At 46.5% G+C, this 19200-nt stretch carries 23 protein-coding genes and 1 tRNA gene; 19 read left to right on the top strand and 5 right to left on the bottom strand.

Features of this window, described 5'->3' with window-relative positions:
• The first annotated feature begins 17 nt into the window (after positions 1–17).
• The 4 genes from B1728_RS17035 (at position 18) to B1728_RS17020 (ending at position 1552) form a co-directional block, all read left to right on the top strand.
• Entirely contained in the window at positions 18–260 is a 243-nt protein-coding gene (locus B1728_RS17035; RefSeq protein WP_079911425.1) for a putative Se/S carrier protein, read from the top strand.
• A 13-nt stretch (positions 261–273) separates the two neighbouring features.
• Positions 274–1194, top strand: coding sequence for a mechanosensitive ion channel family protein (locus B1728_RS17030; RefSeq protein WP_079911424.1), 921 nt, complete (start codon positions 274–276; stop codon positions 1192–1194).
• A gap of 2 nt (positions 1195–1196) precedes the next feature.
• Positions 1197–1406 (top strand): DUF951 domain-containing protein, encoded by a 210-nt coding sequence (locus B1728_RS17025; RefSeq protein ID WP_079911423.1) that lies wholly within the window; start codon positions 1197–1199, stop codon positions 1404–1406.
• A gap of 55 nt (positions 1407–1461) precedes the next feature.
• Positions 1462–1552, top strand: a tRNA-Ser gene (locus B1728_RS17020).
• A gap of 472 nt (positions 1553–2024) precedes the next feature.
• On the opposite strand, the gene B1728_RS17015 is transcribed toward B1728_RS17020, so the two are convergent.
• Positions 2025–2273: a hypothetical protein gene (locus B1728_RS17015; protein ID WP_079911422.1), complete on the bottom strand. Its 249-nt coding sequence runs from the start codon at positions 2271–2273 to the stop codon at positions 2025–2027.
• A gap of 70 nt (positions 2274–2343) precedes the next feature.
• The gene (locus B1728_RS17010; RefSeq protein ID WP_079911421.1) at positions 2344–2523 is read right to left on the bottom strand and encodes a YjzC family protein; all 180 of its coding nucleotides are present in this window, start codon (positions 2521–2523) and stop codon (positions 2344–2346) included.
• A 237-nt stretch (positions 2524–2760) separates the two neighbouring features.
• On the opposite strand from B1728_RS17010, the gene rpsF reads away from it, so the two are divergent.
• From rpsF to B1728_RS16975, 7 genes are all read left to right on the top strand, one after another.
• Positions 2761–3045 (top strand): 30S ribosomal protein S6, encoded by a 285-nt coding sequence (rpsF, locus tag B1728_RS17005; RefSeq protein WP_079911420.1) that lies wholly within the window; start codon positions 2761–2763, stop codon positions 3043–3045.
• Positions 3046–3090: 45 nt separating this feature from the next.
• Positions 3091–3570: a single-stranded DNA-binding protein gene (ssb, locus tag B1728_RS17000; RefSeq protein ID WP_079911419.1), complete on the top strand. Its 480-nt coding sequence runs from the start codon at positions 3091–3093 to the stop codon at positions 3568–3570.
• A 342-nt stretch (positions 3571–3912) separates the two neighbouring features.
• Complete coding sequence (gene rpsR, locus B1728_RS16995; protein WP_079911488.1) at positions 3913–4197, top strand: 30S ribosomal protein S18; 285 nt, start codon at positions 3913–3915, stop codon at positions 4195–4197.
• A 214-nt stretch (positions 4198–4411) separates the two neighbouring features.
• Entirely contained in the window at positions 4412–5560 is a 1149-nt protein-coding gene (locus tag B1728_RS16990) for a tyrosine-type recombinase/integrase (RefSeq protein ID WP_256865382.1), read from the top strand.
• Positions 5557–6954, top strand: coding sequence for a tyrosine-type recombinase/integrase (locus tag B1728_RS16985; RefSeq protein WP_079911417.1), 1398 nt, complete (start codon positions 5557–5559; stop codon positions 6952–6954). Before B1728_RS16990 ends, B1728_RS16985 begins: the two co-directional genes overlap by 4 nt.
• Positions 6947–8578, top strand: a complete 1632-nt coding sequence (locus tag B1728_RS16980; protein WP_079911416.1) for a tyrosine-type recombinase/integrase — start codon at positions 6947–6949, stop codon at positions 8576–8578. The genes B1728_RS16985 and B1728_RS16980 overlap by 8 nt, the downstream gene beginning before the upstream one ends.
• Entirely contained in the window at positions 8575–9021 is a 447-nt protein-coding gene (locus B1728_RS16975; RefSeq protein WP_079911415.1) for a DUF6262 family protein, read from the top strand. The genes B1728_RS16980 and B1728_RS16975 overlap by 4 nt, the downstream gene beginning before the upstream one ends.
• A 170-nt stretch (positions 9022–9191) precedes the next feature.
• Here B1728_RS16975 and B1728_RS16970 read toward each other — a convergent pair whose 3' ends face one another.
• Together B1728_RS16970 and B1728_RS16965 are read right to left on the bottom strand one after the other, a co-directional pair.
• Complete coding sequence (locus B1728_RS16970; RefSeq protein WP_079911414.1) at positions 9192–10088, bottom strand: manganese catalase family protein; 897 nt, start codon at positions 10086–10088, stop codon at positions 9192–9194.
• A gap of 82 nt (positions 10089–10170) precedes the next feature.
• On the bottom strand, positions 10171–10419 hold the full coding sequence (locus B1728_RS16965) for a YuzF family protein (RefSeq protein ID WP_079911413.1): 249 nt from the start codon (positions 10417–10419) through the stop codon (positions 10171–10173).
• A 197-nt stretch (positions 10420–10616) separates the two neighbouring features.
• Between B1728_RS16965 and B1728_RS16960 the strand changes: the two genes are divergently transcribed.
• From B1728_RS16960 to B1728_RS16945, 5 genes are all read left to right on the top strand, one after another.
• Entirely contained in the window at positions 10617–10820 is a 204-nt protein-coding gene (locus tag B1728_RS16960; protein WP_079911412.1) for a hypothetical protein, read from the top strand.
• A gap of 12 nt (positions 10821–10832) precedes the next feature.
• On the top strand, positions 10833–11078 hold the full coding sequence (locus tag B1728_RS35810) for a hypothetical protein (RefSeq protein WP_144027899.1): 246 nt from the start codon (positions 10833–10835) through the stop codon (positions 11076–11078).
• A gap of 287 nt (positions 11079–11365) precedes the next feature.
• On the top strand, positions 11366–12856 hold the full coding sequence (locus B1728_RS16955) for a spore germination protein (RefSeq protein WP_079911411.1): 1491 nt from the start codon (positions 11366–11368) through the stop codon (positions 12854–12856).
• On the top strand, positions 12856–14013 hold the full coding sequence (locus B1728_RS16950) for a GerAB/ArcD/ProY family transporter (RefSeq protein WP_079911410.1): 1158 nt from the start codon (positions 12856–12858) through the stop codon (positions 14011–14013). The genes B1728_RS16955 and B1728_RS16950 overlap by 1 nt, the downstream gene beginning before the upstream one ends.
• The gene (locus tag B1728_RS16945; protein ID WP_079911409.1) at positions 13994–15091 is read left to right on the top strand and encodes a Ger(x)C family spore germination protein; all 1098 of its coding nucleotides are present in this window, start codon (positions 13994–13996) and stop codon (positions 15089–15091) included. The genes B1728_RS16950 and B1728_RS16945 overlap by 20 nt, the downstream gene beginning before the upstream one ends.
• Positions 15092–15136: 45 nt before the next feature.
• Here the strand turns inward: B1728_RS16945 and B1728_RS16940 are convergent, their stop codons facing one another.
• On the bottom strand, positions 15137–15589 hold the full coding sequence (locus B1728_RS16940) for a putative iron-sulfur cluster-binding metallochaperone (RefSeq protein ID WP_079911408.1): 453 nt from the start codon (positions 15587–15589) through the stop codon (positions 15137–15139).
• Positions 15590–15876: 287 nt separating this feature from the next.
• On the opposite strand from B1728_RS16940, the gene B1728_RS16935 reads away from it, so the two are divergent.
• The 3 genes from B1728_RS16935 to B1728_RS16925 all read left to right on the top strand — a co-directional run bounded on the left by B1728_RS16935 (position 15877) and on the right by B1728_RS16925 (position 19044).
• The gene (locus B1728_RS16935; protein WP_179136054.1) at positions 15877–17598 is read left to right on the top strand and encodes a methyl-accepting chemotaxis protein; all 1722 of its coding nucleotides are present in this window, start codon (positions 15877–15879) and stop codon (positions 17596–17598) included.
• Between the two features lie 543 nt (positions 17599–18141).
• Complete coding sequence (locus tag B1728_RS16930) at positions 18142–18492, top strand: hypothetical protein (protein ID WP_054943620.1); 351 nt, start codon at positions 18142–18144, stop codon at positions 18490–18492.
• 78 nt (positions 18493–18570) lie between these two features.
• A complete protein-coding gene (locus B1728_RS16925; RefSeq protein ID WP_079911405.1) occupies positions 18571–19044 on the top strand; it encodes a hypothetical protein in 474 nt (157 codons plus the stop codon).
• Positions 19045–19200: the final 156 nt, after the last annotated feature.

The raw sequence follows: 19200 nt of genomic DNA, 5'->3' as shown, positions 1-19200 counted from the left end.
ATAGAGGAGGCGGAGCCATGCTGTTGATGGCCTTCGATTCAACCCAGCAGGCTCTGCGTGCGGAAATGCTGCTGGAATATGCCGAGATCGAGAACGACATGTGTCCTACCCCGAAGCAAATTACGGCGGGATGCGCTCTATCGCTGGAGTTCCCCGAAGAATCCCTTGAAGAAGTCAAGCGTATTGTAAGGGAAGAGCGTGTGGAGATAAGAGGCATCTATTCCAAAATAGGTGATCAGTATGTTAACATGGAATTATAAGGTGGTGTAAAGCATGGATCAGTGGCTTCATCTGTTCCTTGCTGACGAGAAAGCAGGAGCCACAATGACAACCTGGGAGCAATTCCAGAAGCAGATTATGGGATACATCTCGGATCCTGCTGTTTGGACGAATGTCCTATTTACGATCATTAAAATTATTTTGATTTATGTCATTGGCAGAATCATCATCAAGATTGCCAATAAAGCACTGGAGCATATGCTGGTCGAACGCGAAAAAAGTCCGTTGAAATTCGATGTCAGACGAACGCGGACGATCGGCAAGCTGATGGGGAATATTATTAAGTATGCCGTCAATTTCACGATGGTGCTTATGATATTGAACCAATTCGGCATCCGGCTGGAGCCGCTGCTGGCAGGAGCCGGCGTTGTCGGTTTGGCCGTCGGCTTTGGGGCGCAAAGTCTGGTTAAGGACGTGATCACCGGATTTTTTATCATCTTCGAGGATCAATTCGCCGTAGGCGACGTTATCCAGACAGGCAATTTCAAAGGCACCGTCGAAGAAATCGGTCTTCGGGTCACCAGGATCAAAAGCTGGACCGGCGAGGTACATATCATACCGAACGGCACTATCACGCAGGTCACCAATTTCTCCGTTAACAACAGCATTGCTGTAGTCGATGTATCTATTGCTTATGAGGCAGATACGGATAAAGCGATAGCCATCATGAAGCAAACCGTAAGTAAAAATTACGAGACGAACGTCAACATGGTGAAGGAGCCCGAGGTGCTTGGCGTTCAGGCGTTAGTCGGGGCGAATGTGACGCTGAGGGTAACGGTGGAATGCAAGCCGAATATGCAGTTCGCGGTAGCCAGAGAGCTCTATGCAGAGATTAAAAAAGCTTTTGACTCGCATGGTATTGAAATTCCTTATCCGCGGGTTGTCAATTATCATAAAAATGAAAAGGGGGAGTGAGCATGGAACGCAAGCAATATGAATTGGGCGATATCGTGGAAATGAAAAAACCTCACCCCTGCGGCACTAACGAAATGGAAATTATTCGGCTGGGCATGGATATCCGAATTAAATGCGTTGGCTGCAAGCACAGCGTATTGGTGCCGAGAGCCAAGTTCGAGAGCAAGCTGAAAAAGGTTCTTCGTTCAAATCCAAATTTTAAGTTGGAATAGGGCTTGCCTTTTGGGTAGGTGTTGTGATAGAATAACACTTGTCCCTTTTTAGTGCGGAAAGGTACCCAAGAGGCCCAAGGGGGCTGACTCGAAATCAGCTAGGCGGCGCAAGCCGTGCGTGGGTTCGAATCCCACTCTTTCCGCCACCAAAAATACCAGCGATAACGACTCTGAGAAGAGTCGTTTTTTTATTATCTAGCGCTGGATTCCCCGTAAAGTACTGAAAAGCTTCAAAGGCAACGCTCCACTTGGTTGGGGCTATTTTGTTGTCTTGAAACGGAGGCCGATTGAAAAGCTGAACCCATAGCATAATGACCTGGAAGCGTATGGATGAAGCATTAAAAAGGTGCTGTTGTATGAGGAGAATCCGGGTGAGTCTTTAAAGCCTTTGTATGGATCAAAAAAAGCGGGATGGTCAAGGGCAGTTGGCTTGGATGGATCCGCGGAGGGTTCACGAAGACGAAGAGGACTTGTGGATAAAAAGAAAACGTCCGAAGGCTCAGAAAATGTTAATAAATCGGCGTATATCGGTGGATAAATCCTTGTTCTGACTTATCCACATGTGGATGAAAAGAAAAACCTCCTTTGCATGAAGGTGTGCATAAGGAGGTGGCCGGTTTAAGAATGGGTTTTCTTACGAACAGAGTACAGATCAACGAAATAGCCGATCACCGCCCAAGAGAGAATGGTTAAGGTATAGAGCAGTACAGGGTTCACATTGGTGGTGCCGACTATTGGATAGAACCAGGCGGGCACGCTCAGGCAGTAGAACAAAATGTAAATCGGCTCGGATTGGTGGCCGAAATAATGCACCAGACTGAGTGCAGCGCCGAAAGCGGCGAAAAGCAGCGTCACGGTATATTTCATGGAAAGGCTCCTTTAATGAAATTTTGACCCCCTCTGAACGTCGGACGTCCAACGCAGAGGGAGAAGAAGGCTAGTACTTACGCTTCCACTTGCGGTTATGGTTGGAGGTTTCCGGGAAGGTCTCACCCTTCTTCAAGGAAATGATTTTGGGGTTATTTATCCCCATATGGAAGGCATTCTCCCCGATCTCCATATATTCGCCGTCATTGGGAGCTGTATCTCCAGGATTGAACTGGCTCCATTCGCCCATACTGGTCACCTCCTGTGCGAAGTGTACTGCTAGTTTTTCCTTGACCGGTTTATTACATGAGCTAAAAAATTTACCAAACCATTTTTAATAAGAAGAAAGTGGTCGTACTTGCCCTAAAGAACTTGTCATTAGGCTCTGATTTTGCTATAGTATTATGGTGCGAGTTTTGATAGTAATTGAAATTCTCGCTCCTTGCTCCTCATAAGAGGGGCCGTTAGTCCAAAAGGAGGTGAAACCATGCGCAAATATGAAGTAATGTACATCATTCGTCCTGACATTGAGCAAGATGCTGTTCAAGCTGCGATTGAGAAGTTTCAAGGCATCATCAACAACGGTGGCGAAATTACGAAACACGATGTAATGGGCAAACGCCGTCTTGCGTATGAGATCAACAAGTTCCGTGATGGTCACTACGTGTTGGTTAACTTTAACGCCAACAACGAAGTTATCGCTGAGCTTGACCGTGTGATGAAGATTTCTGACGAAGTCATTCGTTACCTGATCACTAAAGACGTAGCGTAATACAGGGCATCCGTGCCGTAATTGACATGCTGGGAGGGTTTAAGGTTGCTAAATCGTGTGATTCTGATCGGAAGGCTGACTCGTGACCCCGAATTGCGCTATACCCCGTCAGGCGTTGCTGTAACGACATTTACGCTAGCCGTGGATCGTCCTTTTACGAACCAGCAGCGTGAACGTGAAGCGGACTTTATCAATATTGTGACATGGCGTCAGCTTGCTGAAACATGTGCCAATTATTTGCGTAAAGGCCGGTTAGCAGCAGTGGAAGGCAGAATTCAAGTGCGCAACTACGATAATAACGAAGGCCGTCGTGTTTACGTGACTGAAGTTATTGCCGATAATGTTCGTTTCTTGGAGTCCGCTAACAGTGGTGGAAATCGTGAAGAGGGTATGGGAGGCGGAGGCTACAGCCAAGGGCAAGGCCAAAGTCAACAACAGCGCTACGGCGGACCACGTGACAATCAAGATCCGTTCCAGGATGATGGAAAACCGATTGATATTTCCGATGATGATTTGCCATTTTAGAGAGCGTAACATCTGAGATCAGAAAATGCTTTAAGACCTCAGTAAAATCAAGGGGTTTTAAAGCATTTTAACTGTGTAATGGTAATCTTCATTTACGACCAGCATCCACGGTTTATTAAGATCGCGCGATGTTGAGTAAAGTGTGTAATACGTTATGACCGTCAATGTAGTCTAGTGATGATGACCATCCTTATTTCAAGATGTGGGTGTAGCCCCGTAGTGAGAAGTCGGGTGTGGGTAAGTCGTAAGACTTATCCATACCCAACTTTGAACTAGAGGATAGTCAGAAAAAACTTGGCACGTTAACCAATGTGCAATAATGAAGGGAACGAGAAAATAACAATGGCATTTGCACAAAGAAATGACGAAGAACGTGGTGAAAGAAAGTTTGCTACACGTAGAGGTGGCAAAGGTAAACGTAGAAAAGTTTGCTACTTTACAGTCAATAAAATTACTCATATTGATTACAAAAATACGGAAGTTCTTAAAAAGTTCATTAGCGAACGTGGGAAGATTCTTCCTCGCCGTGTGACTGGAACAAGCGCAAAATATCAACGTGCATTAACAGTTGCAATTAAACGTGCTAGGGCGGTAGCGTTGCTTCCGTACACAACGGATAATATCTAGGAAAAAGGTGTGTTGGCCTTATGGCAACACACCTTTTTCTATGGCAGCACAAAAGAGTTCATTGAACCCGCGGCGGAAGAGCATTGCATGTGCGAATCGTTCCTTTTGTTTCTTGAGTTTACTCCGGAACTCAACTATGATAATTGACAATTAACTCTATAATAATAGATGATGGATGATATACACACTCAAGATCGGTAAAAGTGGGAAAACATTGGCTAAACATCATATAGGATTGATCTCGGTGGTGATGAATATGGGCAATCTGAAAATTGAAAAAACTCTCAATGAGGCCGGGAAACGAAATGTAGTAGTTGTGGATGAGGACTACAACATTGTCGAGGAAATAACATTGTTTCTTCACTATTTAGAAGAGAAGGGGCACTCTGAGAACACAATCGAAGGTTATAGTAGAGACTTAAAGGAATATTTCACTTGGTTAAACGAAGTGGGGCTTAAATTTTACGAGGTTAGGAAAGCGGATATGTTTTCTTGGCTTGAGTATTTGAAAACGAAAGTCGGAAAGACGGACAAAGAGAAATCTGCAAAGACAAAGAATAAGTATATGGCAACAATAGCCTCATTTTATCGATATTATGAAGTGATTGGGGGCTTTGTGACGGAGAACCCATTAACTTATAAAGATGATTCAAAAAACAGACATTTCCTAGTTCAGAAAGTTAGTCGTAAAGATATGGGTTTTAATTTCTTCCGAGTTAAAGAGAAAAAATCAGTTAAGGGTAAGCGTTTGACTCGGGAACAGGTTGAAAAGCTCTATCAAGGACTTGAGATGTTACAGTCAGATGAGAGCTTGAATGCCCGAAATCAGTTATTGTTCAGATTTCTTTATGAAACGGGTTGCCGGATTAGTGAGGCACTAGGTCTTCGTATAGGTGATTATGAGATTCAAACAAAAGTTGGGGTTATAAAGGTAAAAGAGCATGATCCACTATACCATAAAGACCACAACATCAAATCACTAGAAAGGGAAATACCCGTCAGCAGAGATATTGTCTTTGCCATAGAGAATTATATCTTGTATCATCGCCCTGATGATGGAAAACATCTTACGATATTTGTGAATCATGAAACCAGCCCTGGCCAATATATGATCCGCGATACGATAACAAAGCTCTTCAATAAGCTATCTGAACAAGTGGGTATTAAATGCACTCCTCACATGCTTAGGCACACCCATGGAACCGAACTCACCGAATCGGGATTTGATATGCGTTATGTCCAAGATAGGTTAGGTCATAATGATGTTAAGTCTACGAGTAAGTATCAACATTTGTCGCTTGAAGCGAAAACAACGGCATATGAAAGCTTCATGCGTCAGAGAAGGAGCGCGGAGTTGAATTGAGTAGAGCGTATATTTCAACAGTTGATACAAAAACTGATAGATGGGAGGTTCCGTATCAATCGAGTTATGGTGATAAATTATCTTTTGAATTTTCATATTTGCCAAATAAATGGTTCAAGAAAATACATAAGCAAATAACAATTGAATGCATGAGTCTAGGGAAGCCGAGCGTTGAAACACTGTATCGATATAATTATTCATTGAAACGGTTCTTTGAATTCGTGAAAGAATACAATTTGAAAATTATGGATTATGCCGATTTATCGCACCAAATCACTCAAATGTATATTTATTATTTACAACAGATTCAATTAGCAAACTCTACAAGATCGGTTGCTATGTCTGCACTAAAATGGGTAGTAGAACATGGGCAGTTTTTTGAGTATGATGGTTTTCCGGAGGGACAGATTTTTGATGGAGATGAGTACCAAGCACTTAAGCAAGATGATGTTTTAAGGACAAGGTATATACCCGATAATGTAATGAAACAGATTGAAATAGCTTTAAAAAAGGAGAAAAACATCCTCTTGAAGTCTATTGTGGAGATCGGCATCGATTCGGGAATCAGGCTTTCAGAGGTTTTGGACCTAACCGAGGGGTGTATAACTGAAGATTTTACAGGAAAACCCGTATTGTATGTTTTCTCTCCGAAAAATAAGGCTGACAGATATATCCCCGTATCAAATCGAGTCAAACGGGCAGTTCAACTACTTGAACAATACTCAGAAGTGGCCAGGAAAGAACTTGCAACAAACTACATTTGTCTTTACTGGCAAAAACGGAATATACGGTATGCCAGACTGCTCCAAAAAATATTTCGAGATAAACTTTATCGGTTTGTCAAAAAGCATGATATCAGAGATAACGATGGCGAATTATACCCATTAACCTTTCACGCATTTAGGCATACGCTTGGAACGGACATGCTAAATAAGGGCATGAGCATGTTTGAAATTCAAGAATATTTAGGTCACGAATCATTGCACTCCACAAGCTTATATGCAAAAGTCAAAAATCCAAAAGTTGAAAGCGAATATAAAAAGCTTGGATTTATCGGCATGATAGTCAAGGAAATCAGTGATAAGGAACTTGGTCAAGGAAAGAATCTCGACACGGAAACGCTATTGTCTGCTTCATTGCCTGATGGGGCTTGTCAGAAGCCGATAAATAATGAGGGCAAGATATGCTCTAAATTTAATATGTGCGTGATCTGTCCTAAGTTTATCACGACTCCCGAACACTTACCAATTCATAAAGACCATTTGGATCGTCTCAGAGCCAACAGAGAGGCATATATGGCTCAGGAGTATATCGGGACGACGAATCATCTTGAGACTGTTGAATACGCCTTAGAAACGATTATAGGGCGTTTGGAGGCGATGCAGAGTGGTTGAAAGTATAAAGCTTCAATTGTTTGATTACAACCCCCTAATACCCCAATTAGATTTCCGCTGCGGTAATAGTAAATTCTCAGACAATGTATGGGATTTTAACGGATTTATTAATGTAGAGCATTTGTCTGGCAAGAGGCTTATGATTGATTTTGAATTTGTTGTTGATAAGCCCAAAATGCTAGAAGTAATAAAATGGTTTATGCATCATGAGTTAACCACGGGCAAGTTTTCAACTGCCAAACGAAATTTAGACGGTGTTGTTCGATTTTCTAAATTTATAAAAGAATATGCGCCGGAAGTGGAGTCGTTTTCAGAAATTGATCAGAGTTTATTGGAGACGTATTTTACGTATTTGCCTGAAGCGAAAAGCGAGACAAGTGGTCAGTTAATAAGCTCTGTTTCAATCAAGAAAAGTGCATTGGCGTTAAAAGAAATCTTATTAAAGGGAAATATTAAAGGCTGGGATGTTCCAAAAGATGTTCGATTTGTTCAGGGCATGTACAATGAGCTCATTATTAATAACAAAGCGTTAAAGAAGGATGCCAAGCAAGCAGAGCAAGTAAACATTGATAAAATATCGGACGAACAGTTGATCGATCGGATATTGCGTAAAGCAGTAAGTGATTTAGATATGGACGAAAATATACTTGTTGCAGCTAGCGTAGTAGTTGGATTGCAGCTTGGACTTCGCATTAGCGAAATCATTACGATGTATAATGCCTCCATTGAGCCAATTGGCGGAGAAACAAAATTAGTATACAACACCGGTAAACTGCAAGCCGAACCTACGAGGGTGTATAAACCAGCGAATGCCCTTGTCGTACAAGCCATTACGAAAGTTGAAAAATACACGGATCCGTTAAGAAAAGAATCGGGCTTACCGTATTTATTTCTTAATCGAATACGTAATGTCAAAGGATATCCCGTGGGTATAGTTTCCCATGCAAATTGGTCAAAGAATTTTCTAAGACCCTGGCTTCAAAAACACAATCTCCGATATAAAAATGGAGATATTGCTGATTTTTCATCTCATACATTCCGCCACGCTTGCGCTACGTATGCTTTAAAAGGCGGGGCCTCTCTGGAAACCATACGGGAATTGTTAAATCACAAGTCCATTAGAGGTACACAGCACTATACACACCTGCTTCAAGAGGATGTAAGGAACAAGTTCGCGAAAGTATTCAATGAAGGCGCAGTTCTTGTTGGTAAGCAGGCTCTTCAAATAAAAGAAAAACTTAAAGTAAATAACCCATTCAAAGGAAAGACCATCGAACAAGTTGATAAATTGCGTAAAGCGCATAAGATTCAAATTTTGTCACATGGACTTTGTCTTCACCATCCAATGCGAAATGAACCTTGTGAAGGCGACGGGGTATGTTTAGGATGCCGCAATTTTTTGACTACTCCGGACTTTCTTGAAGTTCATAAAGGCCGGTTGAAAAAAATTCGTAGCGAATTGGCATCTGCACCTGCTGGGGGTCCTTATGAGAACAAGTTAAAGACAATTGAAAAATACCTCGTAGGAATTATTGATGAGTTGGAAACCCAGGTGAATTATTCCGGAATTGATAATCATTCAGATTACAATATCACACCAAGCGAATGGGAGGGAATGGCATGAGTGACCCTTCTAAAGAAAATAAACTCGTTACACTGGAGCGTATCGAACAAGCAATAACAAACCTCCGAAAAGGAAAGAAAAAACTGTCCATATCAGCGATTGCTAAAAAAGCTGGCATTGAGCGAAAGACGATCTATAATCGTCCTGATCTTAAGGAACGCTGTGATCAAGCCATTTTGCTGCAGATGGAAATTGAAAAAGGGGCAGAAGAAATTGCAGCTACTGCAATCGAAACGTCAACCAGACCAAGCGGCAAAAGATTGCTTCAGAATCGGTATGAAAAAGTTAAGCAGGCGCTTCAGAATGAGAAGGAAAAGAACGAGAAACTTCTGGAAATATGCAGAAAACATGTCATAGAGAAAGCACAACTAAAATCTCGTATCGAATATTTAGAAAATAAAATTCAAGAACTAAGGGATAGGCAATTGAAACCATTCAAATAAAGGCTTGTGCTTGACCGCCACCATGTGACGAGCCGCACGCTGGGAGTCGCGCACGGCTAATAGAAATAAATAAAAGTTTCGTATACATGCCATATAAGCAGCAACCCTTACCCGTAGCACCATCGATCTCCCCCTCTAAGGCAGCTTGATAGGCTTAGGAACGCAACACCTTACAATCCGGCGAGCTTTTGCAGCCGTTGGGCAATCTGCATAAAATCCTCATTCGAGATGCCAGGGGCAAATTCTTCCGGCACTTCTTCAAGATCGGGCACTTCTCCTCCTTGGGGAACTCCTCTGACGACTTCCAATCGCTCTCCGTCGGAAGGATGGGATCCTTTCCAGATTTGAGCGATATCTTCATAGTCTGAATCGCTAAACGTATATAACTTTCGATGAATCCCCTGTTCTTCGTATTTGTGGGTCGCATCAAATACCCGATTCTCAAGATTGGGAATAGGGAGCATTTTTTTTAAGTCGACTCCGGTCATGATTTCGAGCGCCTTCGCGTAAGCAAGCACATGAACTCCCCCGCGGACCAGCAAGTAACCCGTCATTTCGCGGGCGACAGGATGATCTGTCATCTCGTACACGCGCATCTTATGGGTGCGGGCGCCGCATTCGAGAAAAAAGTTATGCAGCAGATCAAGTACCAGATTGCCACTGTTAAAGACATAATCACCGTTCCATGCTTTGCCCATCGAATCGCCGGGCAACGAAGTTTGAGCTGATGCAATAAAATGGTAGGTATTGCGTTTGTCAACCCCGTTGCGCAAAGGGGCCTCATCCGGATCTGCCGGAAATGTGGAACCGGACAGGCATAAATTAATGGAATTCATCACCAATTCCACATGGCCAACCTCCTCCGCCGTAATGCTGGCCACAAGTTCATAAAAGGGCTTCAGCTTTTTTTTGCTGCGAAAATTCGAAGATTGGACCAAATAATTATTCAACGTAGACATCTCCCCGAAACGGCCGCCTAATAGTTCCTGCACGGCCGCGGCGGCGTTAGCGTCCGGATGTTTGGGAACAGGCAATGCAATGGGCAATCGATTGATGCGCTTGAACATGGCGGACATCATCCCCTTACCAATTTGATGGTTCTTATTATTTTTATGACAGGGGACGTTTGTCTCATGCCGCGCCGGAGTGCTAAGAGAGCATAACCCAAATCATTTGCTGCGTACGCAGAAAAAATGAGGAATTGTCTGTTTGCAGCAGGACATGATCTGGTTTCACGTCGGTTATCGTACCCCGAACAGGGCCCCGAAACGTTTCAATAACCACCGGCTTTCCTTGAAGCGAGCGCAAGGTGTGATAAAAATACGGGTCAACCAAGGTTACTGTGGATAATGCGGAATTTGCCGTTTCCCTGTACATTCCATTCGGATATGCATACACGATGAAATCTCCTCCTCATTCTCGTTACCATTTAGCCTATGCCGAAGTAAGGAAGGTTGTGTTTCCGCCTGCGTATAGACAAACAACCCGATAAAAATGACCGGAAACCGGGCGGATGCCGTTGTCGCTTCTACACGTCTGCCATAGACTGATGCTGTAAGTTCAAAATTCACCTACCCAAGGAGGAATGGTTTCGAATGCAGTTTACTAAACAGGCAATGCCCATGTTTACGCATGACCACGCCGCTTATGTCAGGCAAATGTACGACTGGCACATGAAAATGGCTCAATATCACGACCAATTGCGTGCCTTTCATCTGGAAAGAGCAAAACAATTTCAAAAGCTGGCCGAAGAAAGAGCGAAAACGTCAGAAATATCCAGCGATACCAGCGCCGCTTAAAGGCGAACCGACATGGAGCGATGTGATGAATTGGCAGCATTCCGAATCAAAATCTGGGACCGTTATGTAACCCTTCGTTCCCAATATGGAACCCGGATGCCCTTGTCTTTCGATCAGTTCTGGTACGACTTTCTGGCCAGACACATGATATCCGACAGCGGAGTCGAGCAAGTGTATGAGGACTTCTGCAACAACTGGGAGAATCAGTGTTTGCGAAATGTTCACGATTCAAGCCACCGGTGGGAAGGAGGCCACTGAAAAAGACACGTTTTTTCTGTGATGCATCGATTTTTAAGTTTGATGTTGCAGGAAAATAAGGAAAAGTCCGTTTAAAGCCGTCTCACAGGCTAAAAACGGACTTTTTGCATCGCAGAAAGAAGGCGAGGGGACTTTTTTCAGTGGCCTCGCAGGAAGCCCGTGGTTTTTCACGAAATGACTGATAATCTCCGGACTGCCAACAGCCCGGAACTGCGAGGCTGCGAGGCATGTTTTTTTTCATATCGGGAAAAATAATACATGGACTAAACGCGAAAGGGGGGGAGCCGATGCGTTGGATCGGTTGGTTTAAAAAGCAAGACAAAAGCAATACGCCAAAAGAAGCCGATACTCAACCTCCCGCAGGCAACTTGTCTCCGCAGCACGTGCAGCAATTGTTTCACGATATTCACGATGCACAGGTGCATGAGTTGGATGCGGGAGGGCGGAAAGTCAAGCTGTTTTACATCCGTTCCTTTGTGGATCAAAAACAGGTCGAAAGCGACATCGTGCTTCCCCTTTTGCATGCCCCGGACGAACAAGCAGGACAAAAGGTGATTTCCGAAGATCGGGTGGACGTAACGACGTTGCAGCAAGCCGAAGAGCTCATCCTGCAGGGAGGAATTCTTGTTTTTGATGAGATCGGGAACGTTTGCGCGGTCAAAAAGCAGGATCAACTCGGCCGCGCTATCGATTCTTCCGAGCAGGAATCGATTGTGTACGGTCCCAAAGACAGCCTGAACGAACGGCTTGACAAAAACTTGACCTTAATCCGTCGCCGGCTGCCCGTAGCAAGCCTAAAGTCAAAGAAATGGACCGCCGGATCGTTAAGCAAAACTTCTGTTGTGCTGCTGTACATGGAAGGTATTGTCAATCCAGAGCTGGTGCGGATCGCAGAGATGAAGACGAAACAGATTGATTTCGATGTTCTTCTCGATTCTTCCCATATCTCCGCTTTAATGGAGGACCATGTCAACAGCGTTTTTCCGCAATTTCAACAGACGGACCGTCCGGACGTGCTGGCCGCGGCGCTGGCCAGCGGCAAAGTGGTCTGGCTGGTGGACAACACGCCGTTTGCGCTTGTAGCGCCCATTACGTTCTTTGATCTGTTTCAGTCCCCGGAGGACTATATTCACCGATGGATGGTGGGCAGCTTCCTGCGGGGGCTTCGTTTTGTCGCGTTCGTGGCTGCACTGTTTTTGACCCCGGCTTACGTGGCGGTGACGGTTCACCATTATCAGATGGTTCCGCTGGAGATGCTGTTTGTCCTGATGCAATCCCGCAGTGAAATTCCGTATCCTCCGTTCTGGGAAGCGTTGCTCATGCTGCTGACGCTGGAGATATTAAAGGAAGCCAGTTTGCGCATGCCGACCAAATCCGGCCAAACGCTCGGCGTCGTGGGCGGTATTGTCATCGGTCAAGCGGCCGTGGAAGCAGGAATCGCAAGCAATGTGATGGTCATTGTGATCGCCATCTCCGCCATCGCCTCGTTTCTCGTTCCCAACTATTTGATGACGAACGCGAGCAAACTGCTCCAATTTGCCCTGCTCATTCTGGCGGCATGGCTTGGGATGTGGGGCATCGGGTTCGGTTTGCTCTGGCTGTGCATCCACCTGCATGGGCTGACTTCGCTCGGGCAGCCGTATTTGTCCCCGCTAAGCCCGTTTTTTGCAAGCGACTGGAAGGATACGGTGTTTCGTGCGCCGCTGTCCGGGATGCGAACAAGACCGGCTTATTTGAAGCCGCTGCAGCGGATGCGCGTTACCGGGAGGAAACCGTGATGGCTTCTCGTGTAGGTTCGGCCGGTTTGTTTTCGATTTCAGCGCCCTTCGGTTTCTTGTCCCTCGCCTTCTGGGCGAACCGGATGCAAACGTTATATTATCTTTTATATTTGCCCAGTGTGCTTGCGGAGCCGGTTATGATCGGCCTCATCCTGCTGGCGGCGGGATGCTCGCACCTCAACATTTTGATGATTGCCCGCTGTTTTGCATGGAAAGAAACGCCCGGCGGTTATCTCGGCATCGTCCGCACGTTGGGATCGGCGGTGTCTTTCCTGTTTTTGCTTGCGGGGCTGTTCGCTGTTTTGATGAAAGGCATCGTGCTGATGATGGGTTATGTCGATATTGTGCACCATATTTTGTTTCCTGCCTTACATGCTACGTTGTTTGGCATCCTGCTATTGTGTGCTTGCGTATACCTGGCTCGATTGGGCATGGAGAAGACCGTTCGTTTTGCGATCGTTGCGTTTGTCGGCACGATATGGGTTACCTTCCTGTACGTGCCGTTTGCGTTTCCGCCGGCTGCCGAATACCGCCATCTGCTCCCTCTTCTTCCGGAGCACATGCCCAAGGGAGATTGGCAAACCTTTCTTACGATATGGGCGGCGTTCTCCGGTCCCGAATATATGCTGGCATTGCCGAAAGAGGCGGTAGACGCGAAGAAATTGAAAACGGCTCTGATTTCCGCCAATGCATTTACCGCATTCGAATACATATTCTTTTTTGTCATTTGCCTGACGTTTTACGGATCTGATTATTTGCAGCGGCAAGACTTGCCGATCGTCGATCTGATCCGGTATATTCAGCTTCCTTTCGCCGAACGGCTGGAAATGATTCTGATTCCAGCCTACGCCATTTCCGTCGTTTACGTCGTCGCCATCCTTCTATTGTATGCGGCGGGAGCAATCCAATGTCTTGCGCGCAGTCGTCTTTCAGCAGGAAGAGCGCCGTTTTGGTTGGCGTTTTTGATGATGCTTCTGCTGACATGGATGGCCGGTCGCTGGATATGGCCGGATGAATGGAAAGCCAAGGAGTGGATCACCTGGCTTTCATGGCTGGATGCCAGCACCTATACCGTTTTGCCTTTTGGCTTCTTCCTCTTGGGATGGATCATGATTCGCAGGAAATGGAGGGATCGACATGCCGGCGGCTCGTCATAAACCGCTTCTTCTATTACTGTCGTTGCTTGTTCTCGGCGGTTGCTCGTTTGTCGATAAAACCAATACCATTGAGGAAATATCGCCGGTTGTATTGCTTTTTCTGGATGAAGGGAACGACGGATCCGTAAAGCTGTCTACCATCATTCCCCCGCTGAAGAAAGAGAAAAAGAGCGTGATTACCACGTCCTCCAATACGTTAATCGAAGGAAGATACTTACGAAACTTGAAGTATTACCGGGAAACGAAAGGGGGGCAGATCCGAATGATTTTTTTCTCCGAAGCCATGGCTAACCGGGGGCTGACGTCTCTGCTCGATACGTTACTGCGTGATCCCGAAATTTCCAGCCGCGTGTTTCTCTCTGTTGTGCGTGGCGATATGATCGGATATTTGAACAGGCAGCTGCAGAGCGGGCAGGAGGAAATCGACTTGTATCTGTACAAAATGTTTGCGCACTACGAAAAGCAAGGGCAATTGACGACAAGCAACGTGCATGAATTCCTGGCCAGGATGTACAACCCTTATGCCGATCCGGTTCTTCCCTATTACGCCGTCGCGAACAATGAACTTCGTTATTCCGGGACGGCGCTGTTCCGCGGGGATAAGATGGTCGGGACGGTTTCGCTGCCCGATGACGTCTTTTTCCAAATGCTGCATGAAAAGAGAGGCGTTCAAAAGACGGTGCCGCTGCCAGCGGCGGATGTCGTGCTCGGCAGTATCAAAACCGAGCGGCAAATTCGTTTCACCGATTCGTTCCGGAGAGTCTATGTTGATGTGATGCTTAAAGGACGAGTGGAAGAAGTCCCCGCCGGACAGAAGACGGACAGCCCCCTGGAATTGCAGGAGTTCGAGCGTTCGCTTGAACGGAGAATCCAGGAGAAGCTGGAGAAAGTTATCGATCGAACGCAGTCGTTATGTGTCGACCCGTTCGGGCTGGGCATGTACACGGTAGGATGGAAGGAACGGTCATTCACCCGTGAGCAGTGGAACAAACGATGGCCGGATATGGACGTAACGATTCATGCTTCGCTGAAGTTGGAGCATACCGGGATGCTCGATTCGCATGCGGACCGGCGATGAAGACGCAGCTCGCGCGCCCTGTGTCACTCGCCAATGATCGCGACTTCATGACATGGAACGTTTGAAGCCGCGTACAAAAGCGCTCACATTCCCCAAACAGCAAGTCCCCTGCGGATTGTGGATTTCGCATGCGCAGCGGCCAGCCTGTACCTGAGTTTTGATCCGGTCAACGGGCGTTGGAGAGATGTCCAGAGCGCGAATGAGTCGGTCTCTTGTCCAATGGAAACCGAAACAAACCGGCACGTCCATGCGCTGATTTTTCTGGAACACAGGTACCTTCAGATCATGTTCCGCAAAAGTTTGCATGCCATTCTTGTTGAAGTACACGGTAGAACATGAAGAGGTTGCGCAAAATACGTACAAATCCTCCGGTTCGAGCGTTTCGAGTGCCGAGGCATGAAGCAAGGACTTCAGAGTAATACGTTTCACCGCAGCGCCATTTAGACCGCAGGAAGGACATACGATCCCGGCATGATCGGAAGGTGCGCAACAATCCATAGAAATTCCCCCCTGCAGGATGTGAAAGGAATATTGCGCTGTTTTGGAAGACGTTCGACGCCTCTGGAATCGCAAGGTGAAGAAGAAGCTTCCAAATCTTGACGTACATAAGCGGACATGGTACGGTCATTTTGACGGAAACAGAAATGCACTTCAAGTGCAGGGATTGTTGCGAATCCAAGGGGACGAGCCAGCCTGGCGGAACAGACTCCGCCATGCCTCTCTCTGCAAGGAAGACTTTTCCGGCAACGTTCGATCATGTACATACGAAAAGGAGCGCTAACGCAATGAAACGCACGCTTATCCGGTTGAACCGCATTCAAAACAAAATTGCACTTGGATTTTTAATCGTTGTGATCTGCTTTGTTATCGCCATCCTGGGGGTGACGAACCAGATGGCCGCCTTCCAGAAGGAAACCGAGTTTATTACGAATCATGATATGGAAGTACACAGCCTGGCTCAATCCATCGAAAAAGATCTTGTCGATATGGAAACGGGCCAGCGCGGTTTTGTGATTACCGGAGAAGCGAAATATTTGGATCCTTACAATAACGGGAAGAAAAACTGGCAGACGCACTATGACGCTCTGTTCGGACTTGTCGCCGATAACCCGGACCAACAGGAAAAACTGAAAGCGATTCGAAAAAATGTCGAGGATTGGATTCAAGTCGCCGGAGAGAAAGTGATTGCCTTGAGAAAGGCGAACGACAGCAGGGGACTTCAGCAGTTTTTCCAGGAAGATCCGGGAAAAACGCATATGGACGCGCTGCGCGATCAGCTCTCCCGTTTTCGATCGGTTGAAAAACAATTAACTTCGGAACGCGTCGCAGCGCTGGAAAAGAAAAACGGTCAACTTCGAAATCAGTTGTATATGTCGCTCGCTTTCGTCATTGTCGTCTCTGTTGTTTCTTCCTATTTCACAGGCTTTATAACGGCGAGAAACGTGCGTAAGGTCGGGAATGCCATCGCAGAAATTGCGTCATCCGGCGGTGATTTGACGAAGCGAATTTCCGTGAAGACGAAGGATGAAACCAAAGATTTGGCGGATCATACCAACTTGTTGCTCTCGAGTCTGCAAAGGATGATTGCAGACATTCAAGCGAGTACGGAGGAACTGAAACAATCTTCGTCTTTGCTGAGGGGTGGGGCAGAAGAAAGCACCAAGGCATCCGACCAAATCGCCCAGTCTGTTCAGCGCGTTGCCCAAGGGGCGGAACATCAGGTGTCCCAGGCTCAAGAAATTACGGCGATTATCCAGGAAACGGTATCGGGACTGGAGCAAGTCGCTTCCAGCGCAACGGGGGTGTCCGATCTTGCGCAACGAACGCAGTCCATCGCCATACAGAGCGCAGATAATATGAGGCAAAATGCGGTTAAAATCGAACGCATTGAATGTACGTTTACAGAAATCCAGACGTCAGCCGCGGATTTGGCGCGTTTCTCCGAACAAATCCGGGATGTCGTAAGCCATATTCAGGAGATTTCAAACCAGACCCATCTTCTTTCCCTGAACGCGGCAATTGAAGCGGCACGCGCCGGCGAACAGGGCCGCGGTTTTGCTGTGGTTGCGGAAGAAATTCGCAAGCTTGCCGACCAGGCCGCGCGTTCCACTGCTGAAATTCATGGAACCATTGAACTCATGTTATCCGGCATCAACCATCTTGTCAATAAGGTGAGCGATAACAGCGCGGATGTACAGAACGGCGTCGGCGCGATGAAGGAGGCCGGGCAATCCTTCCGCACGATTATGACGGAAGTCAGCAATCTTAGCGCTCAAGTCGTGGAGGTTGCTGCGGCAGTAGAGCAAATGTCTGCCGGCAGCAAAGCCGTGGAAACTTCGATCCGGGAAATTACAAGGATTACGGAAGAAACCGCGTCATTCTCCGAAGAGGTGGCGGCCATGACAGAGGAGCAAACGGCGACGAGCGAGGAAATGCTGCAAACCGCATTCCGGTTAAACGAAATGTCCGACTCGCTTCGTGCGTTAGTTGGAAAATTCAACGTATAATTTTCAAAGACAACTGATCCTGCGAATTCGGACAAAGGCCGGCTGTTGCCCAAAATGGGCAGCTCCGGTCTTTTCTATTTGTATGCGGGAGATAGGGGTAGATGGGATCCAAGCGGAACTTTCACGATGCGGATTGCTGCTTGGCGGAATAGGATGATTCGTTTCTGGGCAATTTAAAGGCTGTTTGCATAAATCTGGAAGGGCGGATCCTGCATGTCACCAACATTCTGTACAAGCGTTGAAAACCGGACTACCTCTGCCCCAAGACAACCGAATCGATGTAAAAATTGCATCTGGGGCAACTGGGATGGGTTGAAACAATTTTGTTCGAAACCGGTCTGCATTAAGAAACAACCAATATAAGAGAAAGACGCCATCAATGGACAAAGTGAAATGAGTATCCATGTAGCCATTGCTTTGTGGACCGTATGGGCGGCGTGGAGATGGGGACGGTGGACACAGTTTCCTCAGTGCTATCCTACGCTGTTGTACCTATCTTGTTTTCAATTGCTTTACGAATTTTTTTCGCACGAAAAATTTTATGTGTGGCGTCTGGAACCGGATCAACTGATCAATTATACCGGCGTTGTGATGCTGCACACCTTTTGCATTTATCCTTTGACTGCTTTTCTCTACCTGACTCGTTTTCCGGAAGTCGAATGGAAGGCTGCGGTTCACATTGCAAAATGGGTGCTGATCTATATCGGTGTAGAATGGGTTGGATATCGCCTCGGTTATATTACCTACTCCCACGGCTGGAATTGCTGGTGGTCGCTTTTCTTTGATGTACACATGTTTCTGATGCTTCGCTTTCATCATACAAAGCCGGTTTGGAGCATCCCGATGACGATACTGTCCATCTTCTTTTACTTGATCCTGTTCGGTTATCTGTAAAGAATCCATGCCCCGTGACTGGCATTTTTGCCGAGGACGCATATAATGACGTGATCCAACTTTGAGGAGTGATGAATCATGTCCGTTGCGGCTCAAACAAGTACAAAGAGTGTACCTCCCTTTTCCATATGGGGGGTTCATGCATCTGTCGCCGGAAGACCGGTTGTGTGGGGCAAACTCGTGATGCGTGTTTTGCCGGATCAACAAATTCAAGGCACCATCCAATTTCGCGGAACACCGATTCCGATTGAAGGAAGCTGGAATGAAAGCGCGCAGCAGATCATGTTTCATTCCCCCTACGCCGCCTACTCCGGCCATTTATCCATCTACGACGATGTCCAGATTCAACTTCGGCATCTGGTTCTCACCGGACGCCTCCAGATGCTCCCCCCCTCTTTACAGGCAGGTGAGTATGGAACCTGGGTAGCGACAACAGATATAAGCTTGCCGGAGTATAGCGGCTATGTCCCGCCCCAACCGTCTTCAACTTCGCTGCCGCCGGTTGGCGTATTTGTAACGTCGAATATACTGTATGGAAACTCGCGGTTATAAAGCAGGCACCTATCCGTCATTGTCCCCAAATATGGCCTTGACGGATAAAAAATGATCGTTGCCGGGTTCTGTGCAGGGTATGGAAATGGAATCGCTGGTGCATCGTCTTGTCAACAGAAGAGCAAATGATGGGGATCCAGATAACGGAAAGGGGTG

The organism is Paenibacillus sp. 32352 (assembly GCF_002042965.1).
Taxonomy (GTDB): Bacteria; Bacillota; Bacilli; order Paenibacillales; family NBRC-103111; genus Paenibacillus_S; species Paenibacillus_S vulneris.
This window is presented reverse-complemented; position numbering and strand designations above follow the sequence as displayed.